Raw genomic sequence first — 14649 nt, 5'->3', positions numbered from 1 at the left:
ATACTTTGGGACGATTCAAATCTACGCCGGCCGCAGCCCCCGCCCCGTGCGACGAGGCCGCGGGCCCCGCAGCCCCCCGCGTCGAGGACCCGGGGGGCATCGCCGCCCGCCCGGGCGCCGCCGCCTGAGGACCGCCCGGGGATGACCGCGTCGCGCATCCGCGCCTGGGCCTTCGTGCACAAGTGGACGAGCCTCGTCTCGACCCTGTTCATGCTGCTCCTGTGCCTGACCGGCCTGCCGCTGATCTTCCAGCACGAGATCGACGAGTGGGTCGGCGCGAGCGCGGGTCCCGCCGCCGTGCGGCCCGGGCAGGCCCGGGCCTCGACCGACCGCATCGCGGCGGCGGCCCTCGCCGACCATCCCGGCAAGGTGATCCAGTACCTCGGCTGGGACCTGCACGAGCCCGACGCGGTGTTCGTGATCCTCAACGACGCCGCGGGCTCGCACCCGAACGCCTCCGTCAGCTCGGTCTACGACGCCAACACCGCGCGGCGCCTCGGGCCGCCCGGCAGCGCCTTCATGGGGGTGATGCTGCGGCTCCACGTCGACCTGTACGCCAGGCTGCCCGGCAAGCTGTTCCTGGGGGCGATGGGCACGCTCCTCGTCGCGGCGATCGTGTCCGGGGCGGTGCTGTACTGGCCCTTCACCCGGCGGCTGCCGTTCGGGACCGTCCGGCCCGAGCGGGCGCGCCGGGTGGTGTGGCTCGACCTCCACAACCTCCTCGGCATCGTCACGGTGGCCTGGCTCACCGTGGTGGGGGCGACCGGGGTGATCAACACCCTGTCCGAGCCGATGATCAACCACTGGAAGGCGACGGAGCTCGGCCGGATGATCGCCGCCCACGCGGGGCCGGCGCCGGCGCGCCTCGCCTCCCTGGACGCCGCGGTGGCGCGGGCCAGGGAGGCGGCGCCCGGGATGACGCCGGGCTTCATCGCCTTCCCGGGCACGCCGTTCTCCACCTCCCACCATTACGGGGTCTTCCTGCGCGGCACCGCGCCCTTCACGGCGCGGCTGCTCCAGCCGGTGCTCCTCGACGGGGAGACCGGCGCCGTCGCCGACACGAGCCGCCTGCCCTGGTACCTCACCACGCTCCTGGTCTCCCAGCCGCTGCATTTCGGCGATTACGGCGGGATGCCCATGAAGGTGATCTGGGCGCTCCTCGACCTCGTCACCATCGTGGTCCTGGGCAGCGGCCTCTACCTCTGGTGGTCGCGGCGGCGCCGGCCGGCGCCGGCGCGGGCCGTCCCGGCGGCCGGCGCCGCCTCCGCATGAGCGCCCGGCGCGCGGCGTCCGCGCGCGCCCGGCGCCCCGCCACCTGGCGGACGGTGTTCGGGGCGCCGCTCCTCGTCGGCGCGGCCACCCTGGTCGGGCTCGCGAGCGCCCTGTTCTTCGAGGGCACCGGCTGGGTGGTGTCGTGGGCGACCCTGAGCCTGCCCCTCGGCCTCGTCGCCTGGCACCTCTGGCGCGGCCTCGCGCCCCGCGGGAGCGGGCCCGGGCGGGCGGCCGGGCGAGGCGGAGCGGCGTCCCGCCGCGAAGGAACCGGTTGATCTCCCGCGTCCGCTCGCAGACATTCGGCGCCGCGCCGGCACCCGGCCGCCGTCCCGGCGCCCGGCGCCGGCCGGCACGGGCGCGCCGGCGGAACCGGTCCGTCGGCGCAACGGCTTGAGAACAGCGCCGCGACGCCCGACGGCCGGCGCGGGAGGAGAGCACGGCATGAGCCAGCAGGGCTTCGCCGAGGGACGCAAGGGCGGCCGCAAGGACGGCCGGGGCGTCCGCCTCGTCGGGGGGACGGCGGTCGCGCGGGACGCCACCGCGGTGCGGCTCGACGGCGTCGCCATCGCGTTCAGCCTGAAGGGGGGCGAGCGCTACGTCGCGGTCGAGGGCATCGACCTCGGGGTGATGCCGGGCGAGTTCGTCGCCGTGGTCGGGCCCACGGGCTCAGGCAAGTCGACGCTGCTCAACGCCGCCGCCGGCCTGCTCAAGCCGGCGGCCGGGCAGGTCGCGGTGTTCGACGCCGCCCTCACGGGCCTCAACGGCCGGGCCGGCTACCTCTTCCAGGCCGACGCCCTGATGCCGTGGAAGACCGCCCTCGACAACGTCGCGGTGGCGCTGGAGCCGCAGGGCGTCCCGCGCCGCGAGGCCCTGAGCCGGGCCCGGGACTGGCTCGCCCGGGTCGGGCTCTCGGCCTTCGTCGACCGCTACCCCCACATGCTCTCGGGCGGGCAGCGCAAGCGCGTGGCGCTGGCCCAGATGCTGATCCGCGATCCCGAGATCCTGCTGATGGACGAGCCCTTCGGGCCCCTCGACGCGCAGACCCGGCAGATCATGGGCAACCTGCTGCTGGAGCTGTGGGCGGCCAACCGCAAGGCCGTGATGTTCGTCACCCACGACCTCGAGGAGGCGATCGCGCTCGCCGACCGGGTGATCGTGCTCTCGGCCGGTCCGGCGGCCCGGATCGTCGGCGCGTACCCGGTGCCGCTGCCCCGCCCGCGCGACATCAGCGAGATCCGCCTCGAGCCGCTCTTCCACGCCCTCTACAAGGAGATCTGGGCGTGCCTCAGGGTCGAGGTCTCGCGCGCCTACGCGAGCGGGCCGGCGTGAGCCCGCGCCGCGCCGCCCCCACCCCGGAGACCCGCCCGTGAACCGCCTCGGCCTGCTCGCGCTCCAGATCCTCGTCGGCCTCGCCGGCTTCGCGGTCTGGCACGTGCTCACCGTCTATCCCGTGCTCGGCGCGCCCAAGCAGATCCAGTTCTTCTTCTCGACCCCGGTCGCGGTGCTGGCGCGGACCTGGGCCGAGATGACGAACCCGGAGATCTGGGGCCACCTCTGGATCACCCTGCAGGAGACCGTGCTGGCCTTCGTGACGGGGGCCGCGGGCGGGATCGCGTTCGGCTTCCTGTTCGCCCGCAACGCCCTGCTCGCCGCGGTGTTCGACCCCTACATCAAGGCCGCCAACGCCCTGCCCCGCGTGGTGCTGGCGCCGATCTTCGCGCTCTGGTTCGGGCTCGGCATCTGGTCGAAGGTGGCGCTCGGCTTCACGCTCGTGTTCTTCATCGTGTTCTTCAACGTCTACCAGGGCGTGCGCGAGGTGAGCCCGGTGGTGCTGAACAACGCCCGCATGCTCGGCATGAACGAGCGCGGGCTCCTGCGGCACGTCTACTGGCCCTCGGCGCTCACCTGGATGTTCTCCTCGCTGCACACCGCGGTCGGCTTCGCGCTGGTCGGCGCCGTGGTGGGGGAGTATCTCGGCTCCTCGGCGGGGCTCGGCTACAAGATCCACGAGGCCGAGAGCGTGTTCGACGTCACGGGCGTGTTCGCCGGCATGCTGATCCTCACCGTGTTCGTGATCGTCATCGACACGGTCGTCACCCTGATCGAGAACCGGCTCCTGGTCTGGCGCCCGCAGGCCTCGGGCGGCCCGGGCTAGGGAGCCGGCCCGGCGGCCCGGAGCCCCCCGGGATCCGGTCGACCGCCGGAATCCCAGAAACGAGAGGAACCCCCTGAGATGGAACGCCGCAGCTTCCTCGCCGGCGCCGCCGCGGCGCTCGCCCTCGGCCCCGCCCCGGCCCGCGCGGCCGAGACCGTCAAGATCCGGATCGGCGTCGGCGGCAAGCCCCTGCTCTACTACCTGCCGCTGACCATCGCGGAGCGGAAGGGCTACTTCAAGGAGGAGGGCGTCGAGGCCGACATCAACGATTTCGGCGGCGGCGCGCGCTCGCTCCAGGCCCTGATCGGCGGCTCGGTGGACGTGGTCACGGGCGCCTACGAGCACACGATCCGGATGCAGGCCAAGGGCCAGGACGTGCGGGCGGTGTGCGAGCTCGGCCGCTATCCCGCCATCGTGATCGCGGTGCGCAAGGACCTCGCCGGCACCGTGAAGTCGGCGGCCGACCTCAAGGGCCGGAAGATCGGCGTCACGGCGCCGGGCTCCTCGACGGCCCTCGCGGTGCAGTACGCGATGATCAAGGCCGGCCTGAAGGCGACGGACGCCGCCCTCATCGGCATCGGGGGCGGCGCCGGCGCCATCGCGGCGATGAAGAAGGGCGAGATCGACGCGGTCTCCCACCTCGACCCGGTGATCGCCAAGCTGGAGGCGGACGGCGACATCGCGGTGCTGGTCGACACCCGCACGGAGGCCGGCACCCGGGCGCTGTTCGGCGGCCCCAACCCGGCGGCCGTGGTCTACACCAAGCAGGACTGGATCGAGCACCACGCCGCGGCGACCCAGCGGGTCGTCAACGCCTTCGCCAAGTCGCTGAAGTGGCTGGCCTCCGCGACCCCGGAGGAGATCGCCGACACGGTCCCGCCGGCCTACCATTTCGGCGACCGCGCGCTCTACGTGCAGGCAGTGAAGAATTCGCTCGAGAGTTACTCCCGCACCGGCATCTCCACGCAGGAGGGCATGGCGAGCGTGCTCGACCTCGTCCGCACCCTCGATCCGGAACTGCAGGGCGCCCGGATCGACCTCGCCGCCACCGTCGAGGACCGCTTCATCAAGCGCGCCATGGGGTGAGGGACCAGGCCCCCGGCCCACGGCCGCGGCAGGGCGCCCAGGCCGGGGCCGCCGCGGCGGCGGCGCCCGGGCCGGGCCGCGATCCCGGCCCCTAGGACGGGCGCAGGACGCCGAGGAGGCCCGCCCCCGGGGCGAGCCAGACGAAGGCCCAGACGAAGGCCGAGGTGAGGTTGGCGACCTGGAACGGCAGCCGGGGCAGCGCGGCCACGCCGGCGACCAGGGGCACCACCGCCCGGGCCGGGCCCACGAACCGGCCGAGGAAGATGCCCCAGGCCCCCCAGCGCCGGCAGAACGCCTCGCCCTTCTCGACCATCCCGGGGTAGCGGGTGAGCGGCCAGATCCGCTTGGTGCCCTCCTGGAAGTAGCGGCCGATCTCGTAGGAGAGCCAGTCCCCGAGGATCGCCCCGAGGGCGGCGCCGAGCATCACCGGCCAGAAGGGCAGCCCGCCGGCCCCGATCAAGGCCCCGATGCCGAGCAGGATCACGGTCGCCGGGACGAGCAGCGACAGCACCGCGAGGGATTCGCAGAACGCGATGATCCCGGTGACGGCGGGTGCCCAGGCCTGGTGGTCGCGCAGGAAGTCCAGGACCGTCGTGCGCAGCGTCTCGAAATCCATGGAACCTTGACCGCGTCAGCCTCCGCGACATGTGGGCGGCGCAGGGCGCGGGGCAAGCGGTCCGCCCGCGCAATCGCCGCGCCCGCCGGCCCGCGTCGCTCGGAGCGGCCCCGGGCCTTCGATCGTGTCGCCGTGCCCCCGCGGTGTCGCCGTGGCGGCGACGAACCGGTTTCCTCCGCGCGGCAAATCGCTCTAGGGATCGTGGACCGGCGCGATCCGTCGAGGTGCCCCGCGATGAACGTCCTGTCGATCCAGTCCCACGTCGCCTACGGGCATGTCGGCAACACCTCGGCGGTGTTCCCGATGCAGCGCCTGGGCGTCGAGGTCTGGCCGATCCACACCGTGCAGTTCTCGAACCACACGGGCTACGGCGCCTGGCGCGGCCGGGTGTTCGACGGCGCGGCGATCGAGGAACTGGTCGAGGGCATCGCCGAGCGCGGCGTGCTGCCCTCCTGCGACGGGGTCCTGTCCGGCTACATGGGCTCGGCCGACATCGGCGGCGCCATCCTGGCGGCGGTGGCGCGGGTGCGGGCGGCCAACCCGGCGGCGCTCTACTGCTGCGATCCGGTCATCGGGGATGTCGGCCGCGGCGTGTTCGTGCGCCCGGGCGTGCCGGAATTCATGCGCGACCGGGCGGTGCCGGCCGCCGACCTGATCACCCCGAACCAGTTCGAACTCGACTACCTGGCGGGCACGCCGAGCCGCACCCTGGCGGACGCCAAGCGCGCGGTCGCGGCCGTGCAGGCGACGGGACCGCGGGTGGTGCTGGTGACCTCGCTCCACACCGCCGAGACGCCGCCCGACAGCATCGACATGCTGGCCGCCGAGGGCGGCACCGTCTGGCGCCTGCGCACGCCGCGGCTCTCGCTCAGCGTCAACGGGGCGGGCGACGCCACGGCCGCCCTGTTCCTGGTCCACTACGCCCGCAGCCGCTCGGCGGGCGAGGCGCTCGGGGCCGCCGCGGCCTCGGTGTTCGGCCTGCTGCGCCGCACCGCGGAGGCCGGCTCGCGCGAGATCCTGACGGTCGCGGCCCAGGACGAGTTCGTGTCGCCGAGCCGGACCTTCCCGGTCGAGGCGGTCTGACCCCGGGGCTTGCGCGGCTGGCCCGATCCGTGCTGCGTCGCAGCAGGCCCCCGCCCGAGCGGCCCCTTCCCGAGCGGCCCCTGCCCGAGTGGCCCCTGCCCGAGTGGCCCCTGCCCGAATGGCCCCTGCCCAAGAGGACGACACGATGCCCGCACGCCGCTTCGTCACCCTCGACGTCTTCACCGAGCGCCCCCTCGCGGGCAACCCGCTCGCGGTGGTGCTCGAGGCCGAGGGGCTGGACGACGGCGCCATGCAGGCGGTCGCCCGGGAGTTCAACCTCTCCGAGACGGTGTTCGTGCTGCCGCCCGCCGAGGCACGGCACCGGGCGCGCCTGCGCATCTTCACGCCCGTGCAGGAGCTCGCCTTCGCGGGGCACCCGACGGTGGGCACCGCCGTGCTGCTCGCCCTGCACGACCGGCGCGCCGGGGCGGCCGACGCCATCGCGTTCGGGCTCGAGGAGGCGGTCGGCACGGTGCCGTGCGTGGTCGAGACCGGGGACGGGCGCGGGCGGGCCCGCTTCCGCCTGCCGCGGCTGCCGGAGGTCTGGGGCGAGGGCGAGGAGCCGGACGCCGCGTCGGTGGCCGCCGCCCTCGGGCTCGCGCCGGGCGAAGTCGGCTTCGACCGCCACCGCCCGAGCCGCCACAGCGCCGGCACGCCCTTCCACTTCGTGCCGCTGCGCACGCTCGCCGCCCTCGGGCGGGCGCGCGCCGGCGCCGAGGCCCTGGAGGCCGCCTTCGGGCCCGGCGCCAAGGTGTTCCTCTACACCCGGGAGACCGAGGACCCGGCCCATTCCTTCCGGGCGCGCATGTTCGCGCCCGGCGCCGGGATCCCGGAGGACCCGGCCACCGGCGGGGCCGTCGCGGCCTTCGCGGGCGCCCTGATGCAGTTCGAGCCCCTCGGCTCGGGCACGCACGACGTCCTGGTGGCCCAGGGCTACGAGATGGGCCGGCCGAGCGAGATCGCCCTGCAGCTCGTCATCGCGGAGGGCGCCCTGCGCTCGGCCGAGATCGGCGGCAGCGCCGTGGTGGTGTCCGAGGGCGAGATCCGGGTCTGATGGCGCCGGCGACGCTCACACGGGTGCCGCGGGTCACCGCCGCCCTGCGGGACCACGACTGGGCCTGGGCCCGGGAGAACCGCCCCCGGATCGACGCCCACTGGGCGGCGCGGCGCGCGGCGCGGCCCGCGATGTTCAACGGCCGGGTGCTGATGATGAGCGGGCAGGCGCTGGCGGACGGCACCCTGCACGCCTGGCTGTTCGAGACCGACTACGCCGTCCTGACGGCGTTCAAGGATCTCGGCTTCCCGGACCCGAGTGTCTCCAACGCCTTCGCGGCGGCGGTGCCGCGCACGGCCGACGGCGCCTACCTGCTCGGCGTGATGAACCGGCACACCGCCAGCGCCGGCCAGGTCTACTTCCCGTGCGGCACGCCGGACCACGCCGACGTGGCGCCGGACGGCACCGTCGACCTCGCGGCGAGCGCCTTGCGCGAGCTGCGCGAGGAGACCGGCCTCGTCGCGACCGGGGCCCCGGACGCGGGCTGGGTCGTCGTGCGCGACGGGGGGCTCACGGCCTTCCTGAAGCCGGTGGCGCTGCCCGACGACGCCGCGACGGTGCTGGCGCGGGTGGACGCCCACCTCGCGGCCGAGGCCGAGCCGGAGCTCGCCGGGATCCTCACCGTGCGCGGCCCCCGGGACATCGACCCCGCCCGGATGCCGGGCTTCGTCCAGGCCTACCTGCGGGCGGCCTTCGCCTGAGGCCGGGCGCCGGCGCGCCCCGCCCTACCCCCTGGCCGGGAGATCCGCCGGCCTCGCGAGGAGCGGGATCGCCTTGCGCAGGAGGTCCGCGAAGTCGGCGCGGCACATCCGGAAGAACAGCACCGTGCGCTGGCCCTTCACCAGGACCTGGAACGACCAGTGCTCGCCCTGGCGCAGCTCGACCCGGTCGAACATCTGCCGGACCCTCGTCAGCAGCGCCTCGGCGCGGGTCGACTCGATCTCGACCTCGACGATGCGGTGGTGCGCCGTGGGAAGAACAATCGCCATCGTGGACCGTGGGTCGGGCGCGCGGCGCGCCGCGGGTGACGGACGATCCGGTCCGCCCGGGTGACGGACGAACCAGTTCGCGGGTGACGGACGAATCGGTCCGCCGGGTGATGATCGGCCAGGGCGGCAGCCGTGACAAGCAACGCTTGGCCGGCCCGGCCGGCGGGCGCCCGGCAGGCGGGGGGCCGACCCGGACATGCAACACACCCGGCCGATCCGCCCGGCCGCCTCCAGGGCGGCCCCGACGGGCCCGCGGCCTGTTGCAGCCTGGCACTGGCGACTCGGCCGGGTTCGGCCGTCTGCTGGCCGCCCGGATGCGAGCAGAGCCATGGCGAACACGAACCTCTTCCTCCACGTCGCCGGATCCCTGGTGTTCGTCGTGCTCGCGGGGCGCGGCATCGGCTGGATGCTCGACGCCTGGGTCCGGCTCGCGCCGGCCGGGATGGACGACGACGGCGCCGCGGCGGAGTAGCCCGGCCGCGCTCCGGGCCCGGCGCCCGCTCACTCCCGGGTGAGGGCGATGATGGCGTGGTAGGCGCAGGCGAGGTCCAGCGTGACGCGCATCTGGCGCAGGACGGCCTTCTCGTCCATCGTCGCCAGGCCCTGCCGCTCCTTGAGCTCGATCGCCGCGAGCTGCCGGGCGATGCGCTCGCGGGCGACGGCGATCTCCGCGTCGAGGCGTGCGAGCGCGGCGCCCTCGTCGGTCTCTCCGGGCGCTTTTCGAAGCACTGGCGTCAGCTCCTCGGAAGCAGGCCCGCGCGCGCCGCCGCGCCGCTGCATTGAGCACGAATCGGCGCGCGGGTGAAACCGCCGGGGCCGCGCCCCGGGCGGCGCACCGGAGCGGGCCGGGCACGCGATTCGCGTCGCCGTAGCAAATGTGGTGGTGATCTGTCCTAATTCGGGATAGATTGTGGCATACGCCCCAGGATGAAGCAGATGCACCCGTCCCCGGAGGATTACCTGACGGTTGTCCGCTCGCCGAGCGAGATTGCGAAATTGCGCGTCCGGGCCATTGCCAACGCGCGGCAATTGAAGGCGCTGGCCTTCGTGGCGCTGCGGGACGGGATGCCGAAGGCGGAGTTGCGTGCCTCCAATGCCCGCGCCGCCGCGCGCAGCGTCCTCGGTTTCGCGAGGCGCATTACGGACGAGGCCGAGTCCCGATCTGAGACGATCCGGATGGCAACTCGGGTCCCGGATGCCCGTATCTTGGACCATCTGGAAGAGGCGTGATCGGCCCCGCGCCCTCACCTACGCCTTTTGTGTGCGCCGCGCCTGCGCCCAAGGCGGTAGGCGCGCGCCGCTCGCGCGGATCGCGGCCGTGCCAAGCTGCGGCGTCGACCTGCTGCCCACCTCAAGACAGCAGCGAGGCGGCGGGTCGGGCCTTCCGCGTGCTTGCCGGGCGGGGGCCCGGCCCGCTCCGGCGCCGGCATGCCCGGTGATGCCGGCCCGTCCGTGACCTGCCGGCCTGCCCGCGACTTGCCGTGAGTTGCCCGGGACTTGCCGGCGCGGCGCCGGCTGCCCCCGTCACGAAGGGGCCGGCCCCCGCCGGGACCCGAGCGGGTGGCGCCGGTGCCGGACGGGCGCGACGCCGCCACGGAACCTCGGCGAAGCGGCGCCGTTCGTCGTGAAACCCGGCCGTCCGGCCGGGACAGGAGATGACCATGAGAGCGACAGTGATCGGGGCGTCCCTCGCGGCGGCGCTCATCGGCGGGACGGCCGGCGGGGCCCTCGCCCGCAACAGCGACAGCGGCAGCGGGCTCTCCCCGTACGCGGCGCTGAGCGGCAACGACCGGTCGGCGGGCGTGAACAACGGCAATTACCGGGCGCCGCGATACGACCCCTACCTGCGCGCCTACGGGCCCGACCGCCGGCCCGTCGGCTACCCCTACGGCCGCGTGCCGGCGCCCTATTACGGCTATCCCTACTGATCCCGGCGTGACCGCCCGTCGGGCCCGGGCGCCCTCCGGCGGGCCCGGGCCGGCGGGACGGCATCCGGCCGGGGAGGCGCGCCGGCCCCCGTCCGCCACCGGCCAACGACCCTTCCCCCGCGCCCCCGGACCGGCACCCGGCGAGGGCGACGGGCGCGCTCGCGGTCCGGCCTCCGGTCCGGGACCTGCCGCCGGCGACAGGGAATGTTAACAAAGGCGATCGAAACGTCGATCCGGCTGCGGCGACCGCGTGATCGACCGGGGGAACGCGCATGGGGCATGGCGGCGTCCACGATGCAACGCTGGTCGTGCTCTCCGTCCTGATCGCGACCGGGACCTCCTGGGTCTCCCTCGATCTCGCGGGCCGCATGCGCGCCGCGTCGGGGTGGGTGCGCGGGGCCTGGCTCGTCGCGGCGGCCCTCGTCCTCGGCGGCGGCGTCTGGGCCATGCACTTCGTGGCGATGCTGGCCTTCAGCCTGCCGGGGACCGACATCCGCTACGATGTCGGCCTGACGCTCCTGTCCCTCAGCCTGCCCGTCGCCGTCACGGCCGCGGGGCTCCTGATCGCCGGCCGGTCCGAGGCCGGTCCCGGCGCCATCGCGGTGAGCGGCCTCGTGACGGGGCTCGGGATCGTCGCCATGCACTACACCGGCATGGCGGCGATGCGGATGCCGGCCGACCTGCATCACGACGCCGGCTGGGTCGTCGTCTCGGTCGTGATCGCCATCGCGGCCGCCACCGTGGCGATCTGGCTCGCGCTCCGGACCACGGGCCCCGGGGTGCGCCTCGCCGCCTCGGTCGCCATGGGCCTCGCCATCGCGGGGATGCACTACGCGGCGATGCAGGGCGCCGGGTTCGCGCCCCACGCCGCGCCGCGGCCCTCCGCCGCCGCCGGCATGAACCCGGACAGGCTAGCGGCCTGGGTCGCGGCCACGACCTTCCTGGTCCTGCTCCTGGCCTTCGCGGCCGCCGTGGTCGACCGCCGCCTCTCGCTGCGGGCCGCCCGGGAGGCCGCCGCCCTGCGCCAGAGCGAGGAGCGCTACCGGCTGCTCCTCCAGAGCGTGACCGACTACGCGATCTACATGCTCGATCCCGCCGGGATCGTCGCGAACTGGAACGAGGGCGCGCGCCGCATCAAGGGCTACGAGGCCGAGCAGATCGTCGGCCGTCACTTCTCGCGCTTCTACACCGACGAGGACCGCGCGGCCGGCCTGCCGGCGCGGGCGCTGGCGACGGCGGCCCGCGAGGGCAAGTTCGCGGGCGAGGGCTGGCGCGTGCGCCGGGACGGCACCCGGTTCTGGGCGAGCGTCGTCGTCGACCCGATCATCGGCGAGGAGGGGCGGCTCGTCGGCTTCGCCAAGGTCACCCGCGACATCACCGAGCGCAGGCGCGCCCAGGAGGCGCTGGAGCAGGCGCAGTCCGCCCTCGCGCAGGCCCAGAAGATGGAGGCGATCGGGCAGCTCACCGGGGGCGTGGCGCACGACTTCAACAACCTGCTCATGGCGGTGCTCGGCAGCCTGGAGCTGCTGCGCCGGCGGCTGCCCGACGACCCGAAGCTCGTGCGGCTGGTCGAGAACGCGATCCAGGGCGCCCAGCGCGGCGCCGCCCTGACGCAGCGCATGCTGGCCTTCGCGCGGCGCCAGGAGCTCACCCCCGAGGCCGTCGACCTGCCCTCCCTCGTGCGCGGCATGACCGACCTCCTGCAGCGCTCGATCGGCCCGGGGGTGCGGATCGAGACGCGCTTCCCCCTCGGCCTGCCGCCGGCGCTGGTGGACGCCCACCAGCTCGAGCTGGCGCTCCTGAACCTCGTGGTGAACGCCCGGGACGCCATGCCGGAGGGCGGCGCCATCGCGGTGGCGGCGCGGGAGGGCGCCGGGGGCGAGGCGGGGTGCGGGCTGCCGCAGGACCGCTTCGTCTGCCTGTCGGTCACGGACAGCGGCTGCGGGATGGACGAGGCGACCCTGGCCAAGGCCCAGGAGCCGTTCTTCACCACGAAGGGCGTCGGCAAGGGGACCGGGCTCGGCCTGCCGATGGTGCAGGGCCTCGCCGCGCAGTCGCGGGGCCGCCTCGTGCTGAGGAGCCGGAGGGATGCCGGCACGACGGCCGAGATCTGGCTGCCCGTGGCCGAGGCGGGCGCGATCCGGGAGGAGGGCCCGCCCCGGCGGCCCGCCGCGGCCCGGGCGCTCCCGTCGCTCATCGTCCTCGTGGTCGACGACGACCCGCTCGTGCTCGAGAACACCGCCGCGATGCTGGAGGATCTCGGCCACCGGGTGATCGAGGCCCGCTCGGGCCAGGAGGCCCTCGAGCTGCTGCGGCGGGCGCGCACGCTCGACCTCGTCGTCACGGACCAGGCCATGCCGGAGATGACCGGCGCGCAGCTCGCCGAGCGCATAGCGGCGGAGCGGCCCGGGCAGCGGGTGATCCTGGCGACCGGCTACGCCGAGCTGGCGGGCGGGACCGCGCCGGCGCTGCCGCGCCTGAGCAAGCCGTTCGACCAGGCCGCCCTCGCGGAGATGATCGCGGAGGTGATGCGGGGGCCGGCGAGCGACGACACCGTCGTCGCCTTCCCGAAGAGCGCGTGAGGCGGACCGGTGCCGGCGCCGCGGGACCGCGTGCTCCTGGTGCGGGACGGCAGCGGCGTCGAGGCGATCCGGGCCCGCTTCGGCGGGCACGCCTACGACCTGCACCGTCACGACGAGTGGCTGGTCGGGGTCACGGAGCGGGGCCTCCAGGACTTCTTCTGCCGCGGCGCCCGCCGGGTCAGCCAGCCCGGCCGGGTCATCCTGATCGAGCCGCAGGAGGCCCATGACGGCCGGGCCGGCGATCCCGGAGGCTTCGCCTACAGCATGCTCTACCTGCCCGGCGCCTGGATGCGGGCCGGGCTCGCCGGCGGGCCCGACGGGGATCCGGGCTTCCGCAGCACCCTGGCGGACGACCCAGGGCTCGGGGCCGCCATCCGGGCCGCCCGCGCGGTGCTGGCCGAGCCCGAGGGCCGGCTCGCCCGCGATGCGGCGCTCGACGCGGTGCTGGCCGGCCTGCGGCCGCATCTCGGCCGCCCCCTGCGGCCGCGGCCGCAGGCGGGCGACGCCACCGTGGCGCGCCGGGCGCGCGAGCGGCTCCAGGACGATCCCGCGCGGGACATCGGCGCCGACGCGCTGGCGCGGTGCGCGGGCGCGGCGGACCGCTTCCAGCTCGCCCGGGCCTTCCGGGCGGCCTACGGCACCTCGCCGCACGCCTTCCTGGTGCAGACCCGGCTGGTCCAGGCCCGCCGCCGGCTCGCCGCCGGGGAGCGCCCCGCCGCGGTGGCGGCCGCCTGCGGGTTCGCCGACCAGAGCCATCTCGGCCGCTGGTTCCGCCGCGCCTACGGCCTCACGCCCGCGGCCTACCGCGCCTGCTGCACGGGCGTTCCAGACACCGGCCCCCGCCCGGCCTGACACTCCGCTGGGTCAGGGAGCGACGTCATGGTGTTCGACACGAAGGTGGCCATCCTGGTCCTGGAGGACCTGGCGGTCTGGCAGAAGCTCAACGTCACGGCCTTCCTCGCCACCGGCATCGCCGCGGCGGCGCCCGAGGCCCTGGGCGAGCCCTACGAGGACGCGGCCGGCCGCCGGCACGCCCGGCTGCTGGGCCAGCCCATGCTGGTCTTCGCGGCCGGGCCCGAGGACCTGCGGCGCGCCTACGCCGCCGGGATCGCGCGCGACCTGACCCGCGCCGTCTACGTCCGGGCGATGTTCGCCACCGGCCACGACGCCGCCAACCGCGCCGCCTTCCGGGCCGAGCCGGCGGACGCGCCCGACCTCGTCGGGCTCGCCCTGCGGGGGCCGCGCAAGGAGGTCGACCGGGCGACGAAAGGCGCGTCCCTGCACCCGTGAGCGCGCCGGGCGCCCGAGCCGGCCGGGGCCGCGGCCTCAGTCGGGCAGGGTCAGGCAGCCGTCGGCCGCGAGGGCGAAGCCGGGATTCCAGGCGACCTCCCACAGGAACCCCTCCGGATCCGCGAAGTGGCCGTGGTAGCCGCCCCAGGCCGCATCCTGGGCGGCCCGGGTGATCCGGGCGCCGGCGGCCGCGGCCGCCGCGAGCACGAGGTCGACCTCGCGGCGGCTGCGGGCGTTGTAGGCCAGGGTGAAGGCCTGCGCGCCCGGCGGGCCGGCGGGCACGCCGGCGTCGCGGGCCATCGCGTCGCGCGGGTAGAGCGACAGGCCGAGGCCGCCGAGCTGGAAGAACGCGACGCCCTCCGCCGCGCGCACCCGCCGGGGCCAGCCCAGGGCCTCGTAGAACGCCGCGGCGCGGGCGAGGTCGGTCACGCCGAGGGTGATCAGGCTCACGCGAGGGTCCATGGCTTCCCCGGCCTTTCCGGCGTGGTTCCCGGCGGAGCGCGGCCTCCTCCGGCCGCGGCCCGCGCGGACGACGAACGGTCGCCGGGACTTGGCCCGACGCGGTGCGGTCCGTCAAACCGGGGCGCCCCCGCG

At 75.2% G+C, this 14649-nt stretch carries 18 protein-coding genes; 14 read left to right on the top strand and 4 right to left on the bottom strand.

The window, feature by feature from the left end; genetic code table 11:
* The first annotated feature begins 141 nt into the window (after positions 1-141).
* From DT057_RS18040 to DT057_RS18020, 5 genes are all read left to right on the top strand, one after another.
* On the top strand, positions 142-1272 hold the full coding sequence (locus tag DT057_RS18040; protein WP_128563491.1) for a PepSY-associated TM helix domain-containing protein: 1131 nt from the start codon (positions 142-144) through the stop codon (positions 1270-1272).
* Positions 1269-1547 carry a hypothetical protein gene (locus DT057_RS18035; RefSeq protein WP_128563490.1) on the top strand — a complete coding sequence of 93 codons (279 nt, stop codon included), beginning with the start codon at positions 1269-1271 and terminating at the stop codon, positions 1545-1547. Before DT057_RS18040 ends, DT057_RS18035 begins: the two co-directional genes overlap by 4 nt.
* A 166-nt stretch (positions 1548-1713) precedes the next feature.
* Entirely contained in the window at positions 1714-2601 is an 888-nt protein-coding gene (locus DT057_RS18030; RefSeq protein ID WP_128563489.1) for an ABC transporter ATP-binding protein, read from the top strand.
* A gap of 37 nt (positions 2602-2638) precedes the next feature.
* Complete coding sequence (locus DT057_RS18025) at positions 2639-3427, top strand: ABC transporter permease (RefSeq protein ID WP_128563488.1); 789 nt, start codon at positions 2639-2641, stop codon at positions 3425-3427.
* Between the two features lie 78 nt (positions 3428-3505).
* Complete coding sequence (locus tag DT057_RS18020; RefSeq protein ID WP_128563487.1) at positions 3506-4513, top strand: ABC transporter substrate-binding protein; 1008 nt, start codon at positions 3506-3508, stop codon at positions 4511-4513.
* A gap of 91 nt (positions 4514-4604) precedes the next feature.
* Here the strand turns inward: DT057_RS18020 and DT057_RS18015 are convergent, their stop codons facing one another.
* Positions 4605-5129 carry a DedA family protein gene (locus DT057_RS18015; RefSeq protein ID WP_128563486.1) on the bottom strand — a complete coding sequence of 175 codons (525 nt, stop codon included), beginning with the start codon at positions 5127-5129 and terminating at the stop codon, positions 4605-4607.
* Between the two features lie 234 nt (positions 5130-5363).
* Here DT057_RS18015 and pdxY point away from each other — a divergent pair, with 234 nt between their 5' ends.
* The 3 genes from pdxY to DT057_RS18000 all read left to right on the top strand — a co-directional run bounded on the left by pdxY (position 5364) and on the right by DT057_RS18000 (position 7967).
* Positions 5364-6212 (top strand): pyridoxal kinase PdxY, encoded by an 849-nt coding sequence (gene pdxY / locus DT057_RS18010; RefSeq protein ID WP_128563485.1) that lies wholly within the window; start codon positions 5364-5366, stop codon positions 6210-6212.
* Positions 6213-6357: 145 nt separating this feature from the next.
* Positions 6358-7266: a PhzF family phenazine biosynthesis protein gene (locus DT057_RS18005; protein ID WP_128563484.1), complete on the top strand. Its 909-nt coding sequence runs from the start codon at positions 6358-6360 to the stop codon at positions 7264-7266.
* Positions 7266-7967 (top strand): NUDIX hydrolase, encoded by a 702-nt coding sequence (locus DT057_RS18000; protein ID WP_203236307.1) that lies wholly within the window; start codon positions 7266-7268, stop codon positions 7965-7967. The genes DT057_RS18005 and DT057_RS18000 overlap by 1 nt, the downstream gene beginning before the upstream one ends.
* Before the next feature lie 24 nt (positions 7968-7991).
* On the opposite strand, the gene DT057_RS17995 is transcribed toward DT057_RS18000, so the two are convergent.
* Positions 7992-8255, bottom strand: coding sequence for a hypothetical protein (locus tag DT057_RS17995; RefSeq protein ID WP_128563483.1), 264 nt, complete (start codon positions 8253-8255; stop codon positions 7992-7994).
* 328 nt (positions 8256-8583) lie between these two features.
* Here DT057_RS17995 and DT057_RS36175 point away from each other — a divergent pair, with 328 nt between their 5' ends.
* A complete protein-coding gene (locus DT057_RS36175) occupies positions 8584-8727 on the top strand; it encodes a hypothetical protein (protein ID WP_203236306.1) in 144 nt (47 codons plus the stop codon).
* A gap of 29 nt (positions 8728-8756) precedes the next feature.
* On the opposite strand, the gene DT057_RS17990 is transcribed toward DT057_RS36175, so the two are convergent.
* Positions 8757-8984: a hypothetical protein gene (locus tag DT057_RS17990; RefSeq protein WP_128563482.1), complete on the bottom strand. Its 228-nt coding sequence runs from the start codon at positions 8982-8984 to the stop codon at positions 8757-8759.
* A 198-nt stretch (positions 8985-9182) separates the two neighbouring features.
* On the opposite strand from DT057_RS17990, the gene DT057_RS17985 reads away from it, so the two are divergent.
* From DT057_RS17985 to DT057_RS17965, 5 genes are all read left to right on the top strand, one after another.
* The gene (locus DT057_RS17985; protein ID WP_128563481.1) at positions 9183-9485 is read left to right on the top strand and encodes a hypothetical protein; all 303 of its coding nucleotides are present in this window, start codon (positions 9183-9185) and stop codon (positions 9483-9485) included.
* A gap of 425 nt (positions 9486-9910) precedes the next feature.
* Positions 9911-10183 carry a hypothetical protein gene (locus DT057_RS17980; RefSeq protein WP_238313768.1) on the top strand — a complete coding sequence of 91 codons (273 nt, stop codon included), beginning with the start codon at positions 9911-9913 and terminating at the stop codon, positions 10181-10183.
* Between the two features lie 272 nt (positions 10184-10455).
* Complete coding sequence (locus DT057_RS17975) at positions 10456-12765, top strand: MHYT domain-containing protein (protein ID WP_128563479.1); 2310 nt, start codon at positions 10456-10458, stop codon at positions 12763-12765.
* 9 nt (positions 12766-12774) lie between these two features.
* A complete protein-coding gene (locus DT057_RS17970) occupies positions 12775-13617 on the top strand; it encodes an AraC family transcriptional regulator (protein ID WP_128563478.1) in 843 nt (280 codons plus the stop codon).
* Positions 13618-13644: 27 nt separating this feature from the next.
* Positions 13645-14055: a DUF2000 domain-containing protein gene (locus DT057_RS17965; protein WP_128563477.1), complete on the top strand. Its 411-nt coding sequence runs from the start codon at positions 13645-13647 to the stop codon at positions 14053-14055.
* A 36-nt stretch (positions 14056-14091) separates the two neighbouring features.
* Here the strand turns inward: DT057_RS17965 and DT057_RS17960 are convergent, their stop codons facing one another.
* Positions 14092-14517 carry a VOC family protein gene (locus tag DT057_RS17960; protein ID WP_128563476.1) on the bottom strand — a complete coding sequence of 142 codons (426 nt, stop codon included), beginning with the start codon at positions 14515-14517 and terminating at the stop codon, positions 14092-14094.
* Positions 14518-14649 lie beyond the last annotated feature (132 nt).

It is taken from the genome of Methylobacterium crusticola, assembly GCF_003574465.1.
Classification (GTDB): Bacteria; Pseudomonadota; Alphaproteobacteria; order Rhizobiales; family Beijerinckiaceae; genus Methylobacterium; species Methylobacterium crusticola.
Note: the sequence above shows the minus strand (reverse complement) of the source record. Positions and strands in the feature narration are given on the sequence as shown.